Annotated in this window: 19 protein-coding genes; 8 read left to right on the top strand and 11 right to left on the bottom strand. The window is 75.8% G+C overall.

Annotation, left to right across the window (positions count from 1 at the left end; all coding sequences use genetic code 11):
- The first annotated feature begins 64 nt into the window (after positions 1-64).
- The 4 genes from ACGF5C_RS15055 (at position 65) to ACGF5C_RS15040 (ending at position 4,924) form a co-directional block, all read left to right on the top strand.
- Positions 65-1,687, top strand: a complete 1,623-nt coding sequence (locus ACGF5C_RS15055; RefSeq protein WP_393301618.1) for a glycosyl hydrolase family 18 protein — start codon at positions 65-67, stop codon at positions 1,685-1,687.
- A 236-nt stretch (positions 1,688-1,923) separates the two neighbouring features.
- Complete coding sequence (locus tag ACGF5C_RS15050; protein WP_357693233.1) at positions 1,924-2,406, top strand: hypothetical protein; 483 nt, start codon at positions 1,924-1,926, stop codon at positions 2,404-2,406.
- An 87-nt stretch (positions 2,407-2,493) separates the two neighbouring features.
- On the top strand, positions 2,494-3,900 hold the full coding sequence (locus tag ACGF5C_RS15045) for a class II 3-deoxy-7-phosphoheptulonate synthase (RefSeq protein WP_393301614.1): 1,407 nt from the start codon (positions 2,494-2,496) through the stop codon (positions 3,898-3,900).
- Positions 3,893-4,924: a threonine aldolase family protein gene (locus ACGF5C_RS15040; RefSeq protein ID WP_393301611.1), complete on the top strand. Its 1,032-nt coding sequence runs from the start codon at positions 3,893-3,895 to the stop codon at positions 4,922-4,924. Before ACGF5C_RS15045 ends, ACGF5C_RS15040 begins: the two co-directional genes overlap by 8 nt.
- 151 nt (positions 4,925-5,075) lie before the next feature.
- Here the strand turns inward: ACGF5C_RS15040 and ACGF5C_RS15035 are convergent, their stop codons facing one another.
- The gene (locus ACGF5C_RS15035; protein ID WP_393301692.1) at positions 5,076-5,990 is read right to left on the bottom strand and encodes a deoxyribonuclease IV; all 915 of its coding nucleotides are present in this window, start codon (positions 5,988-5,990) and stop codon (positions 5,076-5,078) included.
- Positions 5,991-6,010: 20 nt separating this feature from the next.
- The gene (gene pknB, locus ACGF5C_RS15030) at positions 6,011-8,002 is read right to left on the bottom strand and encodes a Stk1 family PASTA domain-containing Ser/Thr kinase (RefSeq protein WP_393301608.1); all 1,992 of its coding nucleotides are present in this window, start codon (positions 8,000-8,002) and stop codon (positions 6,011-6,013) included.
- A gap of 164 nt (positions 8,003-8,166) precedes the next feature.
- On the opposite strand from pknB, the gene ACGF5C_RS15025 reads away from it, so the two are divergent.
- The gene (locus tag ACGF5C_RS15025) at positions 8,167-8,559 is read left to right on the top strand and encodes an Rv2175c family DNA-binding protein (RefSeq protein WP_393301605.1); all 393 of its coding nucleotides are present in this window, start codon (positions 8,167-8,169) and stop codon (positions 8,557-8,559) included.
- 182 nt (positions 8,560-8,741) lie between these two features.
- Here the strand turns inward: ACGF5C_RS15025 and ACGF5C_RS15020 are convergent, their stop codons facing one another.
- A complete protein-coding gene (locus ACGF5C_RS15020) occupies positions 8,742-9,824 on the bottom strand; it encodes a polyprenyl synthetase family protein (protein WP_393301602.1) in 1,083 nt (360 codons plus the stop codon).
- Positions 9,825-9,848: 24 nt separating this feature from the next.
- Positions 9,849-11,336, bottom strand: coding sequence for a transcriptional regulator (locus tag ACGF5C_RS15015; RefSeq protein WP_393301599.1), 1,488 nt, complete (start codon positions 11,334-11,336; stop codon positions 9,849-9,851).
- 425 nt (positions 11,337-11,761) lie between these two features.
- Here ACGF5C_RS15015 and metF point away from each other — a divergent pair, with 425 nt between their 5' ends.
- On the top strand, positions 11,762-12,679 hold the full coding sequence (gene metF, locus ACGF5C_RS15010; protein ID WP_357451360.1) for a methylenetetrahydrofolate reductase [NAD(P)H]: 918 nt from the start codon (positions 11,762-11,764) through the stop codon (positions 12,677-12,679).
- Positions 12,680-12,723: 44 nt separating this feature from the next.
- Positions 12,724-13,413 (top strand): CDP-alcohol phosphatidyltransferase family protein, encoded by a 690-nt coding sequence (locus ACGF5C_RS15005; RefSeq protein WP_350685695.1) that lies wholly within the window; start codon positions 12,724-12,726, stop codon positions 13,411-13,413.
- A 110-nt stretch (positions 13,414-13,523) separates the two neighbouring features.
- On the opposite strand, the gene ACGF5C_RS15000 is transcribed toward ACGF5C_RS15005, so the two are convergent.
- The 7 genes from ACGF5C_RS15000 to ACGF5C_RS14970 all read right to left on the bottom strand — a co-directional run bounded on the left by ACGF5C_RS15000 (position 13,524) and on the right by ACGF5C_RS14970 (position 20,217).
- Positions 13,524-15,011: a phytoene desaturase family protein gene (locus ACGF5C_RS15000; protein WP_393301595.1), complete on the bottom strand. Its 1,488-nt coding sequence runs from the start codon at positions 15,009-15,011 to the stop codon at positions 13,524-13,526.
- Positions 15,012-15,022: 11 nt separating this feature from the next.
- The gene (locus ACGF5C_RS14995) at positions 15,023-16,150 is read right to left on the bottom strand and encodes a glycosyltransferase (RefSeq protein WP_393301592.1); all 1,128 of its coding nucleotides are present in this window, start codon (positions 16,148-16,150) and stop codon (positions 15,023-15,025) included.
- Positions 16,147-17,025, bottom strand: coding sequence for a carotenoid biosynthesis protein (locus tag ACGF5C_RS14990; protein ID WP_393301589.1), 879 nt, complete (start codon positions 17,023-17,025; stop codon positions 16,147-16,149). Before ACGF5C_RS14990 ends, ACGF5C_RS14995 begins: the two co-directional genes overlap by 4 nt.
- A complete protein-coding gene (locus ACGF5C_RS14985) occupies positions 17,022-17,606 on the bottom strand; it encodes a GNAT family N-acetyltransferase (RefSeq protein WP_393301585.1) in 585 nt (194 codons plus the stop codon). Before ACGF5C_RS14985 ends, ACGF5C_RS14990 begins: the two co-directional genes overlap by 4 nt.
- Complete coding sequence (locus ACGF5C_RS14980; RefSeq protein ID WP_393301689.1) at positions 17,603-18,367, bottom strand: monooxygenase; 765 nt, start codon at positions 18,365-18,367, stop codon at positions 17,603-17,605. Before ACGF5C_RS14980 ends, ACGF5C_RS14985 begins: the two co-directional genes overlap by 4 nt.
- 180 nt (positions 18,368-18,547) lie before the next feature.
- Positions 18,548-19,036, bottom strand: coding sequence for a YbaK/EbsC family protein (locus ACGF5C_RS14975; RefSeq protein ID WP_393301582.1), 489 nt, complete (start codon positions 19,034-19,036; stop codon positions 18,548-18,550).
- 212 nt (positions 19,037-19,248) lie between these two features.
- Positions 19,249-20,217: a DMT family transporter gene (locus tag ACGF5C_RS14970; protein ID WP_393301579.1), complete on the bottom strand. Its 969-nt coding sequence runs from the start codon at positions 20,215-20,217 to the stop codon at positions 19,249-19,251.
- A 601-nt stretch (positions 20,218-20,818) separates the two neighbouring features.
- Here ACGF5C_RS14970 and ACGF5C_RS14965 point away from each other — a divergent pair.
- Complete coding sequence (locus ACGF5C_RS14965; protein ID WP_350712116.1) at positions 20,819-21,268, top strand: SAV_6107 family HEPN domain-containing protein; 450 nt, start codon at positions 20,819-20,821, stop codon at positions 21,266-21,268.
- Positions 21,269-21,275 lie beyond the last annotated feature (7 nt).

The following is a 21,275-nucleotide window of genomic DNA, read 5'->3' as shown; positions in this document are numbered from 1 at the left end:
GACGACGTGAGTAGCGTCGCAGCATCATTTTGGAAAGTTTCCTAACTGTTTGGGGAGACGCCACATGAAGAGATCGCTCCGCCGGGCCCTCTGGGTCGGCGCCGTCATGGCGGTGACGGCCGCCACGGTCCCGATGGCCAGCGCGTTCGGCGCCGGCAGCGTGACCGCCGCCTTCGCCAAGGTGCAGGACTGGGGGACCGGTCACGAGACACGGGTGACCGTCACCAACGGGTCGAGTTCCTCGGTGAGCACCTGGCGCATCGAGTTCGACCTGCCGTCGGGCACCAGCATCAGCAGCTCCTGGGACGCGGACGTCACGCGCACCGGCGACCACTACGTCGCGGTCAAGAAGAGCTGGGCCGGCCCGCTCGCGCCCGGCGCCACCTTCAGCTGGGGCTACAACGGCACCGGCGCGTACAGGGCGCCGCTGAACTGCACGATCAACGGCGTGGCGTGCGACGGCGGCACCCCGCCCACCACCGCGCCGCCCACCACCACCCCGCCGACCACGGCGCCGCCCACCACGCCGCCGCCGACCACCCCGCCGCCCACCACTCCGCCGCCGGACCCGGGCGGCAAGAAGGTCGTCGGCTACTTCGCGCAGTGGGGCGTCTACGCCCGCAACTACCACGTCAAGAACATCCACACCAGCGGCTCGGCCGCCAAGCTGACCCACATCCTGTACGCCTTCGGCAACACCACCGGCGGCCGCTGCACGATCGGCGACAGCTACGCCGACTACGAGAAGGCGTACACCGCGGCGGACAGCGTCGACGGCGTCGCCGACACCTGGGACCAGCCGCTGCGTGGCAGCTTCAACCAGCTGCGCAAGCTCAAGAAGATGTACCCGAACCTCAAGGTGATCTGGTCCTTCGGCGGCTGGACCTGGTCCGGCGGCTTCACCCAGGCGGCGCAGAACCCGGCCGCCTTCGCGGAGTCCTGCCACAACCTGGTCGAGGACCCGCGCTGGGCGGACGTCTTCGACGGCATCGACGTCGACTGGGAGTACCCGAACGCCTGCGGCCTCACCTGCGACGCCAGCGGCCCGAACGCCTTCAAGAACGTGGTCGGCGCGCTGCGTACCAAGTTCGGCTCGTCGGCGCTGGTCACCGCCGCGATCACGGCGGACGGCAGCGACGGCGGCAAGATCGACGCCACCGACTACGCCGGCGCCGCACCGCACCTGAACTGGATCATGCCGATGACGTACGACTTCTTCGGCGCGTGGGCGGCCCAGGGTCCCACGGCCCCGCACTCCCCGCTCTACTCCTACCCCGGCATCCCGCAGCAGGGCTTCTGGTCCGACGCGGCCGTCCAGAAGCTCAAGAGCAAGGGCATCCCGTCCAACAAGCTGCTGCTCGGCATCGGCTTCTACGGCCGGGGCTGGACCGGGGTGACCCAGGCGGCTCCGGGCGGCAGCGCCACCGGACCCGCCCCGGGCACCTACGAGCAGGGCATCGAGGACTACAAGGTGCTCAAGAACAGCTGCCCGGCGACGGGCACCGTCGGCGGCACCGCGTACGCCAAGTGCGGCAGCAACTGGTGGAGCTACGACACCCCGTCGACCATCAACGGCAAGATGACGTACGCGAAGAACCAGGGCCTCGGTGGCGCGTTCTTCTGGGAGCTCTCCGGTGACACCGGCAACGGCGAGCTGATCGGCGCCATCAAGGGCGGTCTCGGCTAGGCCGCAGGCCGACGCACCACCCACACGGCGGGGAGGGACGACGTACCGGTCCCTCCCCGCCCGGCCGTGCCCCCTGGCACCCGCCCCGCGCCCTCGGGCGCCGGCGACCGGCCCCGCCGCCCGGCGGGGAGCGGCGGCCCCGGACCGGTTCGGGCGCGGCGGACCGCCAGGCACGTCGGTCGATGTGACAGACTCGCCGCTCAACGGGCTCGATGTCCACGGCGACGGAGGTGGCGATGCGCGCGACGCACGGGAGGCTGGCGGCGGGCGCCGTGCTGCTCGGAACCCTGCCCTTCGCCCTGCTCGGCTGCGGCATCGGCAAGGAGGAGGACCCGGCGACCAAGCCCGGGCGGGCCCCGGCCGAGGAGGCCGCCGCCAAGTCGCGGGAGCGGGTGCAGGCGTACCTCGACGCGATGACCGCCAAGGACGTCGCGGCCGGCCGCAGCCAGCTCTGCGCCGTCCTCCAGGAGGGCTTCGACGCCGCCGCGACCGGCCCGAACGGCGACTTCGCCGACCACTTCACCGTCCCCCAGGCCGAGATCACCGACATCCGCCCGGGCCCCCAGGGCCAGGAGGTCAGCACCACGGTCTCGGTCAAGGCCGGCTCCCGCACGGTCGCCCGGCCGCTGCTGTTCACGGTCACCCGCGACGGCGCCGACTGGTGCATCGCCGCCGAGGCGCCGGGCGGCCACTCCCCGGCCCCGGCCGCGACGCCCTGACCTGCGCTCCGGTGAGTCATCTCTCACCTGCCGGAACCCTGCCCTCCGCCGGGCGGTCGCCCGGGCGGTCGCCGTACGCTTTCTGTCATGCGCCATGAGTGGCATCAGCTGAGCCATCCCGCGGTGGGCAGCCCGGGGCTGCAGACCAGCCGCCCGACCATCGACTCCGCCGAGGACGCGGCCCTCGGCCTGGACCGCTGGCGGGAGCTGCCCCGCGTCCAGACCCCGCCGTGGCCGGACCCGGCCGGGGTCGCCGAGGTCTGCAAGGTGCTCGACACCGTGCCCTCGGTGGTGGCGCCCTACGAGGTCGACCAGCTCCGCCAGCGGCTCGCGCTGGTCTGCGAGGGCAAGGCGTTCCTGCTCCAGGGCGGTGACTGCGCGGAGACCTTCGCCGACAACACCGAGAGCCACCTGCTGGCCAACGCCCGCACCCTGCTCCAGATGGCGATCGTCCTCACCTACGGCGCCTCGCTGCCCGTGGTCAAGGTCGCCCGGGTCGCCGGGCAGTACACCAAGCCCCGGTCGCTGCCGACCGACGCGCGCGGGCTGCCGGCCTACCGCGGCGACATGATCAACTCGCTGGAGGCCACGCCGGAGGCGCGGGCCGCCGACCCGCAGCGCATGATCCGGGCGTACGCGAACTCGGCCGCCGCGATGAACATGCTCCGCGCCTACCTGGCCGGCGGGCTGGCCGACCTGCACGCGGTGCACGACTGGAACAAGGGCTTCGTGAAGAACTCGCCGGCCGGCGAGCGCTACGAGGCGATCGCCCGGGAGATCGACCGGGCGCTGGCGTTCATCCGCGCCTGCGGGATGACCGACGACGAGGCCCTGCGCACCGTCACCCTCTACTGCTCCCACGAGGCCCTCGCCCTGGAGTACGACCGGGCGCTCACCCGGGTCTCCGACCGCCGGGCGTACGGCCTGTCGGGGCACTTCCTGTGGATCGGCGAGCGCACCCGGCAGATCGACGGCGCGCACATCGACTTCATCTCCCGCATCGCCAACCCGATCGGGGTCAAGCTCGGCCCCACCACCACCCCCGACGAGGCGATCGAGCTCTGCGAGAAGCTCAACCCGGACAACATCCCCGGCCGGCTCACCCTGATCAGCCGGATGGGCAACCACAAGGTCCGCGACGCGCTGCCGCCGATCGTCGCCAAGGTGACCGCCGCCGGCGCCAAGGTGGTCTGGCAGTGCGACCCGATGCACGGCAACACGCACGAGTCGTCCAACGGCTACAAGACGCGGCACTTCGACCGCATCGTCGACGAGGTGCTCGGCTACTTCGAGGTGCACCGGGGCCTGGAGACCCACCCCGGCGGCCTGCACGTCGAGCTGACCGGTGAGGACGTCACCGAGTGCCTCGGCGGCGCCCAGGGCATCGAGGACCTCGACCTGCCCGACCGGTACGAGACCGCCTGCGACCCGCGACTGAACACCCAGCAGTCGCTGGAGCTGGCCTTCCTGGTGGCGGAGATGCTGCGTGGCTGACGAGATCGTCGACCTGCGTTCGGACACCGTGACCCGGCCCACGCCGGGGATGCGGGAGGCGATGGCCACCGCCGAGGTCGGCGACGACGTCTACGGCGAGGACCCGGCGGTCAACGCGCTGGAGGCCGAGGTCGCCGCGCTCTTCGGGCACGAGGCGGCGCTGTTCGCCCCGACCGGGTCGATGGCCAACCAGATCGCCCTGCAACTGTTGGTGCCGCCCGGCAACGAACTGCTCTGCGACGCCGACGCCCACGTGGTGACGTACGAGGTCGGGACCGCCGCCGCGTACGGCGGAATCTCCTCGCGGACGTGGCCGGCGGTCGGCGCGGACATCGACCCGGACACGGTCGCCGCCATGATCCGCCCGGACGGCTACTGGGCGGTGCCCACCCGCGCGATCGCGGTGGAGCAGACCCACAACCGGGGCGGCGGCGGGGTGATCCCGCTGGCCACCCTGCGCGAGCTGCGCCGGGTCGCCGACGACGCGCAGGTGGCGCTGCACTGCGACGGCGCCCGGATCTGGCACGCGCACGTCGCCGACGGCGTGTCGCTGGCCGAGTACGGCGCCCTCTTCGACACCCTGTCGGTCTGCCTCTCCAAGGGGCTCGGCGCGCCGGTCGGCTCGCTGGTCGTCGGCAGCGCCGAGCAGATCGAGCGGGCCCGGTTCATCCGTAAGCGGATGGGCGGTGGCATGCGGCAGGCCGGCATCCTCGCCGCCGCCGGCCGGTACGCGCTGGCCCACCACGTCGACCGGCTCGCCGCCGACCACGCGAAGGCGGCCCGGCTCGCCGAGGCGATCGCCCCGTTCGGGGTGCTGGCCGGCACGGTCCGGACCAACCTGGTGCCGCTGGACCTGACGAAGGCGTCGCTGGACGCGCCCGCCCTGGCCGCCGCCGCCCGCGCCGAGGGCGTCCTGGTGTCGGTGCTCGGCCCCCGCGTTGCCCGCCTGGTCACCCACATGGACGTCGACGACGCCGGCATCGACCGGGCCGTCGAGGTCGTCACCCGGATCCTGCGGGGCTGACGCCCGGCGCGGGCACGCGGGGCCGAGCCGTCACGCAGGCCACGGCGCGTCCGGGATGCCCGGGCGCCTGGGGGATCGCGGCGCCCCGGGCCGCCGCAGGCCGAACTCCGCCCAGCTCCGGCCCGTCGGACCCGGGCGGACGGGCGACGTCTCAGGGGTGCAGGCGTTTGAGGGTGGCGATGTCGGCGGCGTGGCCGACGTGCTTCTCCGTCGGGGTCTCCACCACGACCGGGACGCCGGCGGTGGCCGGGTGCGCCATCAGTTCGGCGAACGCCGGCTCGCCGATGGTGCCCTTGCCGATGTTCTCGTGCCGGTCCCGGGTCGAGCCGCACAGGTCCTTCGAGTCGTTCGCGTGCACCAGCCGCAGCCGCCCGGCCCCGACCGTCGCCACCAACGTGTCCAGCGTCGCGGTCATGCCGCCCTCGGCGGCCAGGTCGTGCCCCGCGGCCCAGGCGTGGCAGGTGTCGAAGCAGACCCCGAGCCAGGGATGCCTGTCCACCGCGTCGAGGTAGGGCCCGAGCTGTTCCACCCGGGAGGCCAGCGACCGGCCGCCGCCCGCGCTCGGCTCGACCAGCAGCCGCGGGCCGCCCGCCGCCTCCGCCTCGTCGAGCAGCGGCAGCAGCGTCTCGCGGACCTGCCGCATCGCCGCGTCGGCGTGACTCTCGTCGACCGCGCTGCCGGCGTGGAAGACCACGCCCTCGGCGCCGATCGCCCGGCCCCGGCGCAGCGCGTGGGCCAGCGTCTCCGCCGAGCGCTCGACCGTGTTGGCCGTGGGGGAGCCGAGGTTGACCAGCAGCGACGCGTGGATGAAGACCGGCAGGCCCCGCTCGCCGCAGCCGTCGCGGAACAGCGCGTCCTGGGCCGGGTCGCCGGCCGGCAGCGCCCAGCCCCGCGAGTTGGAGACGTAGACCTGCACGACCTGCGAGCCGGCCGCGTCGGCGTACGGCAGGGCCGCCTTCGCCAGGCCGCCGGAGGTGGGCGTGTGCGAGCCGACCGGCCGGTGCTGCGCCGCCCCGTCCTGCGCCGTCGTCCCGTCCTGCGCCGTCGTCGCGTCCTGCGTCGTCATCTCGTGGTGTTCCGGCATCGTCACAGGCACCCGATGGTGACCTGGGTGCCCGGCGGCACCTGCGTGTTCTCCGGCGGGTTCTGGAAGCGGGTGATGCCGTTCGGGTTGAACTGGATCACCACCGGGAACTGCTGGCTCTCCAGCACCTGCTTGGCCTGCTGGCACGGCAGGTCGATGACCCGGGGCACGGGGACCAGCGGCGGGCCCTTGCTGATCTCCAGCTTGACCTTGGCGCCCCGCTCCACCCCGGTGCCGTCCGCCGGGCTCTGCCCGAGGACCTCGTCCCTGGGCTTGTCGGAGTCCTTGTAGGTGGGCGGCTCCACCAGCACCAGGCCCAGCTGGGCGAGGATCGTCCGGGCCTCGGCGAGGCTCTTGCCGACGAGGTTCGGCACCGAGATCGGGGCCTTGCCCTTGCTCAGGATCACGGTGACCTTGTCGCCCGGCTTGACCTCGGTGCCCACCTTCGGGTTGGTGTCCACCACGACGCCCGCGGGCAGGTTGTCGTCGTAGCGGGCGGTGCCCTTCGCCACCACCAGCTTCGCGTCGAGCAGGTCCGCCTCGGCCAGCTCGAACTCCTTGCCGACCACGTCGGGCACCGGGAAACGCTCCGGCCCCAGCGAGAGGGTCAGCGTGATCGTGCCGCCCTTGACGATGCGGGCGGCGGAGACCGGATCCTGCGCCAGGACCGCGTCCTTCGGGACCTTCTCGTCGTAGCGCGGCTCGGCGTAGGCGAGGGTGAAGCCGGCGCGGGCGGCCTGCGCCTCCGCGTCGGCCTTGCTCAGGGTCACCAGCTGCGGCGCCACCGTGTAGCGGCCGACTCCGAACCACCAGCCGCCCCCGGCGGCCACCAGGCCCAGCACCACCACGGCGGCGATGACCGCCATCCGGCCCCGCGGGTCGCCCATCATCCGGGCGCGCAGCGCGGACAGCCGCGACCACGTGCTCTCGCCCTCCTCGGCCGCGGCCCGGCGACGGCCCGCCCGCGGAGCGCCGCCCTCGGGCAGCCGGGCCCAGGCCGGCCGCTCGGCCGGCTGGACCGCCGCGACCACCATCGTCGGCTGGGCCACCGCCGGCTCGTCGGTCACCCGGCGCAACACGGCGGTACGCGTGTTCGCGTTGCCCAGGTCGTCCCGGGCCACCTGCACCTCGGCCAGCAGCGCGCCCGCGTCGGTCGGCCGGGCGCCCGGATCACGTCGGGTGGCCCGGGCGACCAGGTCGTCCAGCACCTTGGGCAGGCCGGGCACCAGCGTCGACGGCGCCGGGACGTCCCGGTCGACGTGCTGCCAGGCGACGTCGACCGGCCGGTCCCCGTCGTACGGCACCCGGCCGGTGAGCATCTCGAACAGCACGATGCCGGCGGAGTAGACGTCGGTGCGGGGGTCGGCGTGCCCCTCGGTGACCAGCTCCGGGGCGACGTACGCGACCGTGGCCATCAGTTGGTTGCCGTTCTCGTCGTCGGCGCTCGCCTCGACGGCCCGGGCCAGCCCGAAGTCGGCGACCTTGACCACGCTGTCGACGAGGTTGCCCGTGCTGCCGGTGGGTGCCTCGGCGACCAGCACGTTCTCCGGCTTCACGTCGCGGTGCACCAGCCCGGCCCGGTGCGCGGCGGCGATCGCGGCGAGCATCTGCTCGGCGATGGCAAGCGCCTCGTCGGCGTCGAGCCGGCGCCGCTCGGCGAGCACGTCGCGCAGGGTACGGCCGCGGACGTACTCCATCACCAGGTAGGGCAGGCCGGCGTGGGTGCCCTGGTCGTAGACCGCGACCACGTTCGGGTGGGTCAGCCGGGCGATCGTCTTCGCCTCGTCGGTGAACCGCTCCACGAAGCCCGCCGCCCGGGCCTGGGTATCGGGCGCCTGGGACGGATGAATGATCTTGACCGCCACGGTGCGCTCGAGGCGCTCGTCGGTGGCGGTGTACACGGTCGCCATGCCGCCACGAGCCACGCGACCGCGGATGCGGTAGCGCCCGTCGATCAGCGAGCCCAGCAACGTGTCGGCGACCTGTGTGTCCATCGGCAGGGAGTCTATGTGCCCGGAGGGTGAAGGTTGAACAGGATGGTACAGCCGGGCCACGACGGAAGCCTTCCCGTCGCGCTCGCGCCGCCCGTCCGACCTGCTCAGCCGCCTCATCGGGGTGCCGTTGGTCCCGGCCAGCCGGGGCATGGCAGGGTGGTCGGGTGACCGACTCCGTACCCGCCGACCGGGCCGTGCCCGCCCCCGAGACCGCCGGCCCCGCCGACGCCGCCGACTGGCTGACCCTGCCGGACGTGGCCGAGCGCCTCGACGTGTCGATCAGCAAGGTCCACCAGATGATCCGGGACCGTGAGCTGATCGCAGTGCGCCGCGACGGCGTCCGCCGGATCCCGACCGACCTGGTGGCCAACAAGACCGTGCTCAAGCACCTGCCCGGCGTGCTCAACCTGTTGGCCGACGCCGGCTACGACGACGAGGCCGCGCTGCGCTGGCTCTACGAGCCGGACGAGACCCTCCCCGGCGCCAACCCGGCGAAGGCGCTCGCCGGCGACCAGGCCCGCGAGATCAAGCGCCGCGCCCAAGCCCTCGGCTTCTAACCCCTCCCTCTTCCCGCCCTCCCCGCCCCTCCCGCCCCCCTCCCCGCCCTTCATCCCCGCGATCTTGCACTTTGTGCCCCGGCATTTCTGGGCACACGGGATAAAGCGCGGACCGAACGTGCAAGATCGCGGCGCGGGGTGGGCCGGGGGCGGGGTGGGTGGCGTGGGTGGGTGGGGCGTGGTCAGTCTGTGCGGCGGGTGGCGGCGATAGCCAGGTCGACCAGGGACTGCCGGGCCTCGGTCTCCAGGTCGACCGTGGCCAGCGCGGCCAGCGCGGTGTCGGTCAGCGCGGCGATCCGCTGCTCGGTACGCGCCAGCGCGCCGCTGTCGCTGATCATCTCTCGCAGCCGGGCGACCCCGGTCTCGTCCAGCCCGGGATCGCCGAGCCCGCCGAGCAGCAGCTCGCGCCCCGCCTCGTCCGTCGCCTCCAGGGCCGCCGCCACCAGATAGGTCCGCTTGCCCTCGCGCAGGTCGTCGCCGGCGGGTTTGCCGGTCTGGGCCGGGTCGCCGAACACCCCCAGCACGTCGTCGCGGAGCTGGAACGCCTCGCCCAACGGCAGCCCGTACCCGGAGTACGCCGCCAGGACCTGGGCCGGCGCGTCGGCCAGCGCGGCGCCGAGCAGCACCGGCCGCTCGACCGTGTACTTCGCCGACTTGTAGCGGGCGACCTTGCCGGCCCGCTCCAGCGAGGTGTCGCCCGTGGCCTGGGTCAGCACGTCGAGGTACTGGCCGACGGTGACCTCCGTGCGCATCTCGTCGAAGACGGGCCGTGCGCGGGCGACCGTGCGCGGGTCCAGCCCGGAGGAGTGCAGCAGCTCGTCCGACCAGACCAGGCAGAGATCGCCCAGCAGGATGGCCGCGGCGTCGCCGAAGCCGTTCGCGTCGCCGCCCCAGCCGGCCGCCTGGTGCCGGGCCGCGAACCGGCGGTGCACCGCCGGCTCCCCGCGCCGGGTGTCGGAGCGGTCCATCAGGTCGTCGTGAATCAGCGCGCTGGCCTGCACGAACTCCAGCGCCGCGAGAGCGGTGACGACCTGGTCGGAGTCCACCCCGCCGGCGCCCCGGTAGCCCCAGTAGGCGAACGCCGGCCGCAGCCGCTTGCCGCCGCCCAGCACGAACGCCTCGATCGCCTCGGCGAGCGGCATCAGGGCGTCGTCGACGCCGGTCATCCAGGTGCGCTGGCCGGCCAGGAACTCGGCCAGGGCCTTGTCGATCCGTTGACGCAGCCCGGCACGGTCGACCGGGGAAACGGGAGCAGCGTGGGTCACCCCACGACGCTAGCCGGTCGGGCTCTACCCCGCCGCACCGCCGGGGGCCCGGCGCGCCGAGCGCGTCGCCGGACCCCGCCGGCCGCCCGGTCCGGGCGGCGACCCAGGGCGGGGCAGGTACGGGCCGGCCGTCGCGACCAGCGCCCGGTAGCGCCGGACGGCCGGCTCGTCGCCGTGCCCGGCCAGCCGCCGCCGCACCTCGGCCAGGTTGCCCAGCGCCCGGGGCGACCCGGCGCGGACCGCGTCGAGCAGCGCCTCGCCGGCCACGGCGCAGGCCCGTTCCACCTCGCCGAGCTGGAGATAGCCGCGGGCCAGCCAGCCGCCGTAGATCGCCGAGGTGCGCGGGCGACCGGGCTGCCGGACGGCGTGCAGCGGCGCCTCGGCCGGGCGCGGCCGGCCCAGCGCGACCAGAGTGCGCCCGGCCATCGCCGCCAGCTCCAGGCCGTCGAGCCAGTAGAGCCACGGCGGCTCCCGACCCGGCTCCGGCGCGCCGGTCACGCGGCGGGCCGCCTCGAGCGCCTGCCGCGCCGCCCCGGCCCGACCCCCGGTCGCCGCGGCCAGCGCCACCCGGTGCAGCAGCAGGGCACGCAGGCCGGGGGTGGCCCACGGCCGCGCCCCGGCGTACGCCGTGCGGGCCAGCACCAGTGCGCCCTCCGGGTCGCCCACGCCGGCGAGCAGGTGGCTGGCCGAGCCGAGCACGTGCCCGGCGAGCGCCGGGTCACCGGCGGTCGCGGCGGCGCGCAACGCCAACCGGTAGGCGTCCAGCGCGCCGGCCGCGTCCCCGGCATCGGCGGCGAGCCAGCCGGCGAGCTGGGCCGACTCGGCCAGCTCGGGCAGCAGCCGGCGGCGCGCGGCCGGCCCGCACCCCGCCAGCGCCCGCACCGCCCGCCCCAGCCGGTACGCCCCGAGCCCGGCCAGGTCGGCCCCGCCGGCGAGGTCGTCGAGCCGGCGCAGCTCCGCCAGCCGCACCGGCCGGGCAGGCGGTCGGGCCGGGTGGGGCCAGGGACGGTCGGCCACCACCGGAGCCGCCGGCCGGGCCGGGACCCGAGGCGGTGCGCCGGACCCGACCGGGGGGTCCCGGTCGTCGGTCGGCTGCCCGGAGTCGGCCGGGCAGGTCTCGGCGTCGCCCGGGTCGTCGGTCGGTCGGGCGGGCGCGCCGGGCAGCAGCGCGGCGCGCGGGTCGACCAGCCAGCGCTGGGCCAGGGCGAGCAGCGCCGCCCGGGACCGGGACCCGCCGAAGGACGGCGGCGGACCGAGGCGCCGGGTGCGGGCCGCGGCGTCGGCCAGCAGGCCGAGCGGCACCGCGAGGACGACGGCGAGCCAGCCGAGCCAGAACTCGCCGGGGACGCGCAGCTGCCGTTCCCACCGGGAGACCTCGTGCCGGCTGAGCGTCGGCACCCCGGAGGCGGCGCAGAGCTCGACCGCGAGCCGCAACTGGCTCCAGCCCCGGGCCAGCCGGAGCTGGGCGAGCAGCGGCCCGAGCAGCTGCGGAGTGGGTGGGGACGGCGTCATCGGTCCTCCGGGCGGGGCGTCGGCGCGGGCGGCGGCGCAGGCCCCGGACGGGACCCGTGCGTCACCGGTGGAAGGCTGACCCCCGCGCGTGCCCCCGACAGGTCGACCTCCGGCCGGCCCGCCCCGCGCTGCACCATGACTACTCCGGGGGTACGACGCTTTCCGGCCCCGGCCGGGCGGACCCGGGTCCGCCCCGCGCCGGCGACCTGTCTCCCGGCAGGCGGGTCCGGGACGTAGTCGGCGCCCTGCGGCTCGGGCACCGCCCCCGCGCGGACCGTTCGGCCCCCGAGCCGCAGGGCGGGGCGTCGACCGGCGCCGGCCGCTCGGTCCCGGTGCGGTGGGGGCGCGTCGACCCGCGCGCCGCCGGCATCCCCCGCTGTGGGAAGGTCTCCGGCGCGGCGTGCCCCGCCCGCTAGAGTCGTGGGGTGGCGCTCGGTCTTCCTTCGGTCCTCCCCAATCCGCAGCCGGCGATCGGGGAGCTGATCCGTGACCACCAGCCGACCTTCTCGTTCGAGTTCTTCCCGCCCAAGACCGAGCAGGGCGAGCGGCTGCTGTGGCAGGCGATCCGCGAGCTGGAGTCGCTGCGTCCCTCGTTCGTCTCGATCACCTACGGCGCGGGCGGGTCGACCCGCGACACCACGGTCGCGGTCACCGAGCGGATCGCCACCGAGACCACCCTGCTGCCGATGGCCCACCTGACCGCGGTCGACCACTCCGTCGCCGAGCTACGCCACGTCATCGGCCGGCTCGCCGGGGTCGGGGTGCGCAACGTGCTCGCCGTGCGGGGCGACCCGCCGGGCAACCCGGGCGGCGAGTGGGTCCGCCACCCCGAGGGCGTGCTCTACGCCGAGGACCTGGTCCGCCTGGTGCGCGACGCCGGCGACTTCAGCGTGGGGGTGGCGGCGTTCCCGTACAAGCACCCGCGCTCGCCCGACGTGGCCAGCGACACGGAGCACTTCGTCCGCAAGTGCCGGGCCGGCGCCGAGTTCGCGATCACCCAGATGTTCTTCGACGCCGACGACTACCTGCGGCTGCGCGACCGGGTCGCTGCGGCCGGCTGCGACACCCCGATCCTGGCCGGCGTGATGCCGGTGACCCAGATCGGCACGATCGAGCGTTCCGTGCAGCTCTCCGGGGCGCCCTTCCCACCGGCCCTGGCCGAGCGGTTCTCGGCGATCGCCGACGACCCGGAGGCGGTGCGCCGGCTCGGCATCGAGCAGGCCAGCGAGATGTGCCGGCGGCTGCTCGACGAGGGCGTGCCGGGGATCCACTTCATCACCCTCAACCGCTCCACGGCGACCCGCGAGGTCTGGCACAACCTCCAGGTCGGCGCGCGGGTGTGACCGCACATGCCGCGACACCTGAGCGCCGCTGCGACGGTTGATCGGTGGTGGGCACACAGCTGAACTGGGACGAGTACGCCACGGCCTGGGCCCGGCTGCACGGGGGCTTCGACCCGCGGGCGGCGGCCCCGGTCGTCCGCGCCTGGCTGCGGTTCGCCTACCACGTCGGGTTCGTGCTGGGCCGGCTGCGGGTCGGCCCGACGCCGGTCACCGTGGTCGGCGTGCTGCTCTGCGCCTGCGTGCCGCTGTTCGCCGTACGGCCGCAGGACGGCCCCTTCCTCGGGGCGCTGTTCGTGCTGCTCGCCGCGGTGGCGGACAGCGTCGACGGCGCGGTGGCGGTGGCCACGAACCGCACCACCCGGCTCGGCTACGTCTACGACTCGCTGGCCGACCGGCTCGGCGAGGTCGCCTGGCTGGCCGCGTTCTGGCTGATCGGGGCGCCCGGGGCGCTCGTCGCGACCGCTGGCGCGCTCTCCTGGCTGCACGAGTACGTGCGCGCCCGCGCGGTCTCCGCCGGCATGCGGGAGATCGGCGCGGTGACCGTGGGGGAGCGCCCCACCCGGGTCTCGGTCGCCCTGGTCGGGCTGCTGCTGGCCGGGCTGACCGGGCTGATCGAGCCGGACCTGGCGGCCGGCACCATCACCATGGCGACCGCCGTCTGGGTGTTGCTGGCCGGCTTCGGGCTGGGCCAGCTCCTCTCCGCCGTCCGCCGCGCCCTGATCGACGCCGGCTGACCGTGCGCCAACCCGTGTACAGGACTGGACCGGCCACCCGGAGCGTTAGGAAGGGCCCCTTCCTCTACCTCAGGCGTTAACAAGGTGCCCTTCCTTACACCAGCGGCCGGTTACCAGGCGGGGCCGATCTCGTCGGCGACGATCTGGGCGGAGAGCGTCACCATCGGCAGGCCGCCCCCGGGGTGGCTGGAGCCGCCGACCAGCCACAGCCCGTGCGCCGGGCCCCGGTTGGCCGGGCGGAGCAGGCCGCCGGCGGTGCCGTAGATCGACCCGCCCGGGGCGCCCGTCGCGTCGGCCAGGTCGGCCGGGGTGCGGACCTCCCGGAACACCAGCCGGTCCCGCACGTCGACGCCGCGCTCGGCCAGCACGTCGAGGACCCGGTCGGCGTACGCCTCGGCGAGGCCGGACCGGCGCCAGTCGACCGCGCCGGCGGCGGTGCCGTGCCGGGGCGCGTTGACCAGCACGAACCACGCCTCGTGGCCGGCCGGCCGGACCATCGGGTCGTCGGCCACGGTGACGAAGACGGTGGGGTCCGCCGCCGGTCGGGCGCGCACGCCGCGCCCCGGATGGCCGAAGACCGCGTCGAACTCGGCGTCGTAGTCGCGGGGGAAGAACACGTTGTGGTGGGCCAGACCCGAGCCCCCGGCGACGCCGAGCAGCAGCACGAAACCGGCCAGGCTGCGGTCGGTCAGCCCGGCCAGCCGGCGCGGGCTGGGCAGCAGGTCCCGGTAGAGGGTCAGCGCGTCGACGTTGGCCACCACCACGTCGGCGGGGACCGGCGCGGTGACGCCGCGCAGGCGTACGCCGTGCACCCGGCCGCCCGCCGCGTCGATCCGGGTGACCGTGGCGCCGGTCTGCACGACCACGCCGAGGTCCAGGCAGCGGGTCAGCAGCGCGTCGGCGAGCGTGCCCAGCCCGCCACGCAGGTACCAGCCGCCGAAGGCCAGTTCGGCGTACGGCACGGCGACCAGCGCGGCCGGCGCGCGGCGCGGGTCGGCGCCGGTGTAGGTGGCGTACCGGTCGAGCAGCATCCGCAGCCGGGGGTCGGACAGGTGCCGCCGGCCCAGCCCGCGCAGCGTCCGGCCGGGGCCGATGGCGGCCAGGTCGCCCAGCCGCCAGGCCAGCGCGGCCAGGTCCAGCGGGGAGCCGATCGGGCGGCGCAGGATGTCCTGGTGCGACGCCTGCCAGACCCGCGCGGCCCGGCGCCACAGCCGCTGCCAGTCCGCCGCGGCCCGGTCGCCGAAGGCCGCGCCGATCCGGGCGGCGAACTCGGCCGGGTCGGCGCACGAGTCGAGGGCCGGGCCGCCGCCGGGGAAGACGTGCCGCACGATCGGGTCCACCGGCACCAGGTCCAGGTACTCGTCGAGCTTCGCGCCGGTCGCCTCGAACAGGTCGTGGAAGACGTCGGGCAGGGTGAGCAGGCTCGGCCCGGTGTCGAAGTGGAACGGGCCGGCCGGGGTGTCGTGGACGTACCGGCCGAGCTTGCCGCCCACCGTGTCCGCGCGTTCGAGCACGGTGACCTGGTGCCCGGTGGCGGCCAGCCGGGCGGCGGTGGCCAGCCCGCCCACCCCGGCGCCGACGACCACGATCCGCGCCATGCCGCGCCTCCCTAGGTGACGGGGCGGCCGCGCCAGGACAGGCGTCGCCGCTTCCGCAGATGGTACGACCGCAGGGTCAGCCAGCCGAGGACCACGACCGACACGGGGTGTGCCAGCGCGTCGGGCCACCACCGCCCGCCGGTCGCCCGGGCGCTGACCACCCGCCCGGCCACCCCGAGCAGGTAGGCGCCCAGCGCCGCGGCGGCCACCGCCGGCGTGCCGGCGGCCAGGGCGCCCGCCGCCAGCAGCGGGGGAGCGGTGTAGAGCAGGAGCAGCAGGACCACCACCGCGGCGGCGGCCCCCGGATGGCCGAAGGTCGCCCAGAGCGACTTCGTGTAGCCGTCGCGCAGCTGCGGCCAGTCCTCGTACATGCGGCAGGCGGCCAGCCGGGAGCCGTCGGCGAGGGCGATCCGGCCGCCGGCCCGCTTGACCGCGCGGGCCAGCTCGATGTCCTCCAGGATCCTGTCCGCGACTGCGGCGTGCCCTCCGGCCGCGTCGTAGCCCGCCCGGTCCACCACCAGGAACTGCCCGCCCGCGGCGGCCAGCGACGGCCGCGGCGAGCGCTCCATCGCCCGCAGCGGCAGGAAGGTCAGCCACAGCCACTGCAGCAGCGGCTGGACCAGCCGGTCGGCCGCCGTCGCCACCAGGATCCGGGGGTACGGAGACAGCAGCGTCACCCGCGCGGCGCGCAGCTCGGTGACCGCCGCCGCGACCGCGTCCGGGGCGAGCACCACGTCGGCGTCGACGAAGACCAGGACGGTCGCCGCGGGGTCGGCGCGGGCGGCCAGCTGCCAGCAGGCGTGCGGCTTGCCCAGCCAGCCCGGCGGCGGTGCGACCCCGTCGAGCAGGGTGACCCGGGGATCGTCACCGGCCACCGCGCGGACCACCTCCGCCGTGCCGTCGGTCGACCCGTCGTCGAGCACCACGACGCGCAGCGCCGGCACGCCCCGCTGGGCGAGTAGCGCGCGCAGGCAGGGGGCGACCCGCCCGGCCTCGTCGCGCAGCGGCAGCAGCACCGCCACGGGCTCGGTGACCGGCGCCGGCCGGTCGGGCGGGCGGCGCAGCCAGCGGCCGGCGTTGACCAGGGTGTGCGCGGTCAACGCGGCGACGCCGAGCAGCAGCGCGAGGACGGCGGTCATGCCGTCGCGTCGACGCCGGAACGCTGCGGCTGACAGGGCTGAATCCGGTCGTCGCGGCGGGAGCGGACCAGCGTCACCGCCAGCGGCACGGCGGCCACCGACATGCCGGCCGCCCCCCACAGCGCCGAGGCGGGCAGGTCGAGGAAGACCGCGTGGGCCAGCACGCTGGAGAAGTACGTCCACAGCCAGAGCGCGAACATCGGGTGGTCCCGCCCGTCGGTGCCGGCGACGGCGGGCCCGGCCAGCGGGCGCAGCGCGCCCATCATCAGCACGGCGAAGAGCAGCCAGCCCAGGTGGTTGCTCACCGGGATGCCGGGCAGGCCGGGCAGCGCGGGGGTGGCGTCCCGCCAGACCCAGTACCCCTCGGCCACCATCTGCGGGTCGAGGAAGAGGTCCCAGGCGGCCAGCCCGACGGCGGCCAGCGCGATCCGCCGGACGGGGAAGCGGTCGCCCCGGCGTCTTGGTCGGCCCCCGGCGTCACCCCGGTGCCCTGGCAGGTCTCCGGCGTCGCCGCCGGTCAGCCGGGTGGCGGCCAGCCAGGCCGGCCAGGCCATCCACGTCCAGGCCAGCGGGATGATCAGCGGCACGCCGGCCAGCTTCGGCCCCAGCTCGCCGGAGTAGTCGTAGCTGCCGAACGGGAAGCCGGTGGCCACGCCGAGCGCCTCGATGGCGAATCCGCCGACGGTGGCCACCACGACCAGCGCCGCCGCCGTACGGGGGCCCCGGCTGAGCAGCGCGTGGCCGACCGAGAGCAGGTAGCCGAGCACGACGGTGGCGACGGTCAGCCGGGCCCGGGTCTCCCCGGTGGTCAGCGGGTAGCAGATCTGCGCCAGCACCAGCACGGCCAGCAGCGCCCAGGACAGCCGCCGGGTCACGGTGCGGCCCGACCGGCCCGGCCGGGCGGGGCGGGCGCCGGCGGCTCCAGCGGCAGGTCCCGGCCGAGCACGCCGAACGGGCGCTCGTCGCCGGGGAAGTGGAAGTGGCGCAGGACGTCGACGAAGCCGAACCGGCGGTACAGCCGCCAGGCCCGGGACCGCTGCTCGTCGGCCTCCGGCGTGGAGAGCAGGGTGGTCGTCCCCTCCGCCAGGGTGAGCAGGGCCCGTAGCTGCCCCGCACCCAGACCGTGCCCCTGCGCGGGCGGCCGGACGTGCAGCTCCACCACCTCGAAGCAGTCGGTCAGCCAGCGCTGCCGGGCCGGGGTGTGCAGCGCCCGCCACACCTGGTCGTGCCACCACTGCCCGGGGGCGCCGAGGTAGCCGTAGCCGAAGCCGGCCAGGTGACCCTCGCTGGTCAGACTGGCGACGGCGCGGAAGCCGGGCCGGCGTACGTGGGTGGCGATGTAGCCGCGCCGCGCCTCCAGCAGGTCGGTGCGGTACCCCATCGCCTCGCCGTAGACGGCCACCACGTCGTCCAGTCGTCGGACGAGATCGTCCGGCGTCCACCGCACCAACCTCATGACCGTGCACCCTCCACCGCTCCCGGGCCGCCGTCCGCGACCCACCCCAGCACCGCCCGGTCACCGACCACGTCGCGCACCTCGAACCGTGCGAAGAGTTCCTCCGCGTACCACCCCTCGGTGGGGGTCCGCATGATCGCGGCGCGGTGCTCCGGGTGACGGTACGCGAACGCCACGAGGTCCGCCGGGTCACGCCACACGCTCACCGTGCCCTGCCAGCCCAGCGGGGCCTCGCCGACGCCGAACCGGGCCAGCAGGCCGGGCGCGGCGTGCAACGCGGCGGCCACCGGGGGGATCGCCCGCCAGAAGGTGACCGCCCGCCGGGGGCGCAGCCGGGCCCGGGTCAGGGCCAGCACCGGGCCGGTGACCCGGCCGCCGGGCGGCTCCCCGAACGGCCGGCGGCCCGACCACTCGCCCCGGCTGCTCAGCGGGCGCAGGTCGACCCGGACGGCCGCGCGGGACAGACGCGCCCAGGCGCGCCCCACCGGCGAGTCGTCGAAGCGGGCGGACGCGGCGCGGGAGTCCCACACGGTCAGCGCCGCCCACCGGGTCAGGTCGGCGTCGCCTGGTCCGAAGCCGGTGCCGGTCCCGGTGCCGAGCAGCTTGCCGAACCGTACGCCGGGCAGCGCGCGCAGTCGGCGGGGGTCGACCGCCATCCGGGTCAGCGCCCGGGGCAGCGCGGCGCGGGAGGTGCGCCACACGTGCAGGGTGACCAGCCCCGGGACGCCGTCCACGCCGTCGGTGCCGCTGCTGGGCCCGATGGTTCGCTCGCTCCGCTCGCTCACGCCACCGCCTCGCTCCGCTCGCCGGCGGCGCGAGGCGCCACGCTGCTGAGCCCGATGGTTCGCTCGCTCCGCTCGCTCACGCCACCGCCTCGCTCCGCTCGCCGGCGGCGCGAGGCGCCACGCTGCTGAGCCCGATGGTTCGCTCGCTCCGCTCGCTCACGCCACCTCGGCCGGCGTACCGCCGGTGACCCGCAGCAGTTCCCGGTACGTGGTGGGGAAGACCGCCTGCGGGACGCCACCGGCCGCCCAGATCTCGTCGTACCGCTCGAGGGCGGTGTCGACCAGGGTGCGCAGTGGGTGCGGGTGGCCGACCGGGGCGACCCCGCCGATCACCTGCCCGGTGTGCGCGCGGACGAAGTCCGGGGTGGCTCGGCGCAGCCGGGTGATCCCGATGGACGCGGCCAGGCCGGCGGTGTCCACCCGGTGTGCGCCGGAGGTGAGCACCAGCAGCGGCGCGCCGTCCGCCTCGAAGACGAGTGAGTTGGCGATCTGGCCGACCCCGACGCCGAGCGACTCGGCGGCGGCTGCGGCGGTGTGGACCGCGTCGGGCAGCAGGCGGACGGCGCTCGGCGCGCCGGACCCGTCCCGCGCGCCTGCGGCGTCGAGCACGTCCTGCACCGCCCGTACGTTCGGGTGTGGCTGCATGCCGCCATTCTTCCCGGTGCGCCCGCCGCCGGCTCACCCGGCCACGCCGACTCCCTTCGCGCAGGGGCGCGGCCGGCACGGCGTCGCGGGCCGGCCGGGGTCGCGGGCCGGCCAGGGTCGTTGGCCGGCCGGGGTCGTTGGCCGGCCGGGGTCGTTGGCCGGCCGCTCCGGTCGGTGTCGGCCGGGATGGCGGGCCGGCCGCTCCGGTCGGCTCAGCGGGGGACGGCGACGGCGTCCGGCGCGGGCGGCGCGGTGGCCCGGGGCGCGGCGACCCGGGCCGTCTCGGCCAGCGCGACGCCGACCAGCACCAGGAGCCCGCCGGCGAGCTGGGCGGTGTTGAGCGCCTCGCCGGCGCCGAGGACGACCCAGGCGACCGCCGAGGCGATCACCGGCTCGACCATGCCGACGATCCCGACGCTGGTCGCCGGGAGGTGCCGCATCGCCCCGGCGACCAGCAGGTACGGCACGATCGAGCCGAGCACCACCACGTACCCGCAGAGCAGCGCCACCGGCACGCCCCGGTCGGTGTCGGCGGTCAGCGGCTCCCAGCCGCCGGCGCCCACGGTGACGGCGCGGGTGAGCAGTCCCGCCACGGCGGAGGCGCCGAAGGCCCAGGTGCACAGCGACAGCGTGTCCCGTCGCGTCACGCCGTGCGAGCCGAGCACGTAGTAGCCGGCGAGGAAGACCGCGGCGCCGAGACCGGCGAGCACGCCGAGGCCGTCCAGCTTCAGCTCGCCCCACACCTCGGCCACGCAGCCGAGGCCGAGCAGGCTCAGCGCCAGGCCGGCCCAGAGCCGCGGGCGTACGCGGTGGCGCTGGCCGAACCGGGCCCAGAGGGCGACCAGCAGCGGGGCGGTGTACTCGAACAGCAGCCCGATCCCGACCGGCAGCCGGGAGATGGCGACGAAGTAGAGCATCGGCACGGCGAAGAAGCCGGTCAGCCCGTACCCGATCAGCAGCGGCAGTTGGCGGGGGGTGACCCGGAGCCGGCGCGCCCCCGGGCGCAGCAGCAGGCTCAGGGCCAGCAGCCCGGTGACGGCGCCGACGGCGCGCAGCAGGGTGAGCTGCGGTGCGTCCAGGCCGGCGCGGAGCACCAGCTTGGAGACCGTGCCGTTGACGGCGAACAGCGCTCCCGAGCCGAGCACCATGGCGACCCCGAGGGCGGGGCGGGGGGTTGTCACGAGCGGAGGCTACCGCCGCCCTCGTCAGGGCCGTAAGGGTCACCGGTCGTTACGTCGGTCGCATCGCCGCCGGTGCGCCGCTCGGCCGGCGTGCCCCGGATCCTCGGTCGCCCCGCCCGGCTTGGCGTGGTACGCCGCCGTGGCCGCGCCGGCGGGCGCCGGGAGCTGCCGTCGACAGGGTGTGGCGCGTGGGGGGCGCCGGCCGACTCCCGCGCGTCACACGTTGCATTTTCGTCGGAGGGAGGGTGTACTGTCAGCAGTAGTTAGAACGAGTGTTCGATTGCCTCGAACGCCCGTTCCAAACAGCCCGGGGTGGTGTTTCGCGGCGCCGGTCCCGGGCGGTGCGGCTCCGCGGGCCGCACCTGGGTCCCGGGCAGTCGCGAGCCCGGCCCGTCAGGCAGGAGCGTCGCCCGCCGCCCACGACCCCCGGGCGGCGGGCGACGAACCCGCCGGTTGTGCCGGCCGGGTGTGGTGTGGGGAAGCGTCCACACCCGGCCGGCCCCCATCCGGTGCGTCTTCCTCCGCACCACTCGACCCGGCGTCCCGCCGGCGGACCAGCTCCGCCCTCAGGGGCGGCTCGGCCACGTGGAGGAGACAGTCCATGCCGACCAACCCGGCTCAGGCACCGACGGTGCCGGCGCACGTGCTGCCGCACCGCACCCCCGCCCAGCTTCTCGCGGTGGCTCGCCACGGGCTGGCCGAGGCCGCTCAGACCCGCCCCGACGGCCTCCGCTACGCGGCCGCCCACCTGGCCGCGCTGCGCGCGGCGGCGGCCCTGCTCGCCGCCCGGGCGCGTCCCGCCCCGGCCCGGCGCAACCGGATCACCAGCGTCTGGGTCCTGCTCTCCGGTGTCGCCCCCGAGCTCGACGAGTGGGCCCGGTTCTTCGCTCTCGGCGCCGGCAAGCGTGCCGCCGCCGAGGCCGGCATCCCGCGGGTCGTGACCGCCCGGGAGGCCGACGACCTGCTGCGCGCCGCCGAACAGTTCGTCGCGGTGGTGGAGGCCGCGCTCGGCGTGGCCCACCAACCGGCGCTCGACGGCCTCGCCGCCTGATCCGTGG

The organism is Micromonospora sp. NPDC047620 (assembly GCF_043205005.1).
Lineage (GTDB): Bacteria > Actinomycetota > Actinomycetes > Mycobacteriales > Micromonosporaceae > Micromonospora.
The sequence above is the reverse complement of the archived record's forward strand: the minus strand, read 5'-3'. Positions and strand labels throughout refer to the sequence as shown.

Coding starts and splice junctions, on each gene's coding strand:
- ACGF5C_RS15055 (WP_393301618.1), top strand. CDS start 65: ATGAAGAGATCGCTCCGCCGGGCCCTCTGGGTCGGCGCCGTCATGGCG.
- ACGF5C_RS15050 (WP_357693233.1), top strand. CDS start 1,924: ATGCGCGCGACGCACGGGAGGCTGGCGGCGGGCGCCGTGCTGCTCGGA.
- ACGF5C_RS15045 (WP_393301614.1), top strand. CDS start 2,494: ATGCGCCATGAGTGGCATCAGCTGAGCCATCCCGCGGTGGGCAGCCCG.
- ACGF5C_RS15035 (WP_393301692.1), bottom strand. CDS start 5,990: ATGACGACGCAGGACGCGACGACGGCGCAGGACGGGACGACGGCGCAG.
- pknB (WP_393301608.1), bottom strand. CDS start 8,002: ATGGACACACAGGTCGCCGACACGTTGCTGGGCTCGCTGATCGACGGG.
- ACGF5C_RS15015 (WP_393301599.1), bottom strand. CDS start 11,336: ATGACGCCGTCCCCACCCACTCCGCAGCTGCTCGGGCCGCTGCTCGCC.
- ACGF5C_RS15000 (WP_393301595.1), bottom strand. CDS start 15,011: ATGGCGCGGATCGTGGTCGTCGGCGCCGGGGTGGGCGGGCTGGCCACC.
- ACGF5C_RS14995 (WP_393301592.1), bottom strand. CDS start 16,150: ATGACCGCCGTCCTCGCGCTGCTGCTCGGCGTCGCCGCGTTGACCGCG.
- ACGF5C_RS14985 (WP_393301585.1), bottom strand. CDS start 17,606: ATGAGGTTGGTGCGGTGGACGCCGGACGATCTCGTCCGACGACTGGAC.
- ACGF5C_RS14975 (WP_393301582.1), bottom strand. CDS start 19,036: ATGCAGCCACACCCGAACGTACGGGCGGTGCAGGACGTGCTCGACGCC.
- ACGF5C_RS14965 (WP_350712116.1), top strand. CDS start 20,819: ATGCCGACCAACCCGGCTCAGGCACCGACGGTGCCGGCGCACGTGCTG.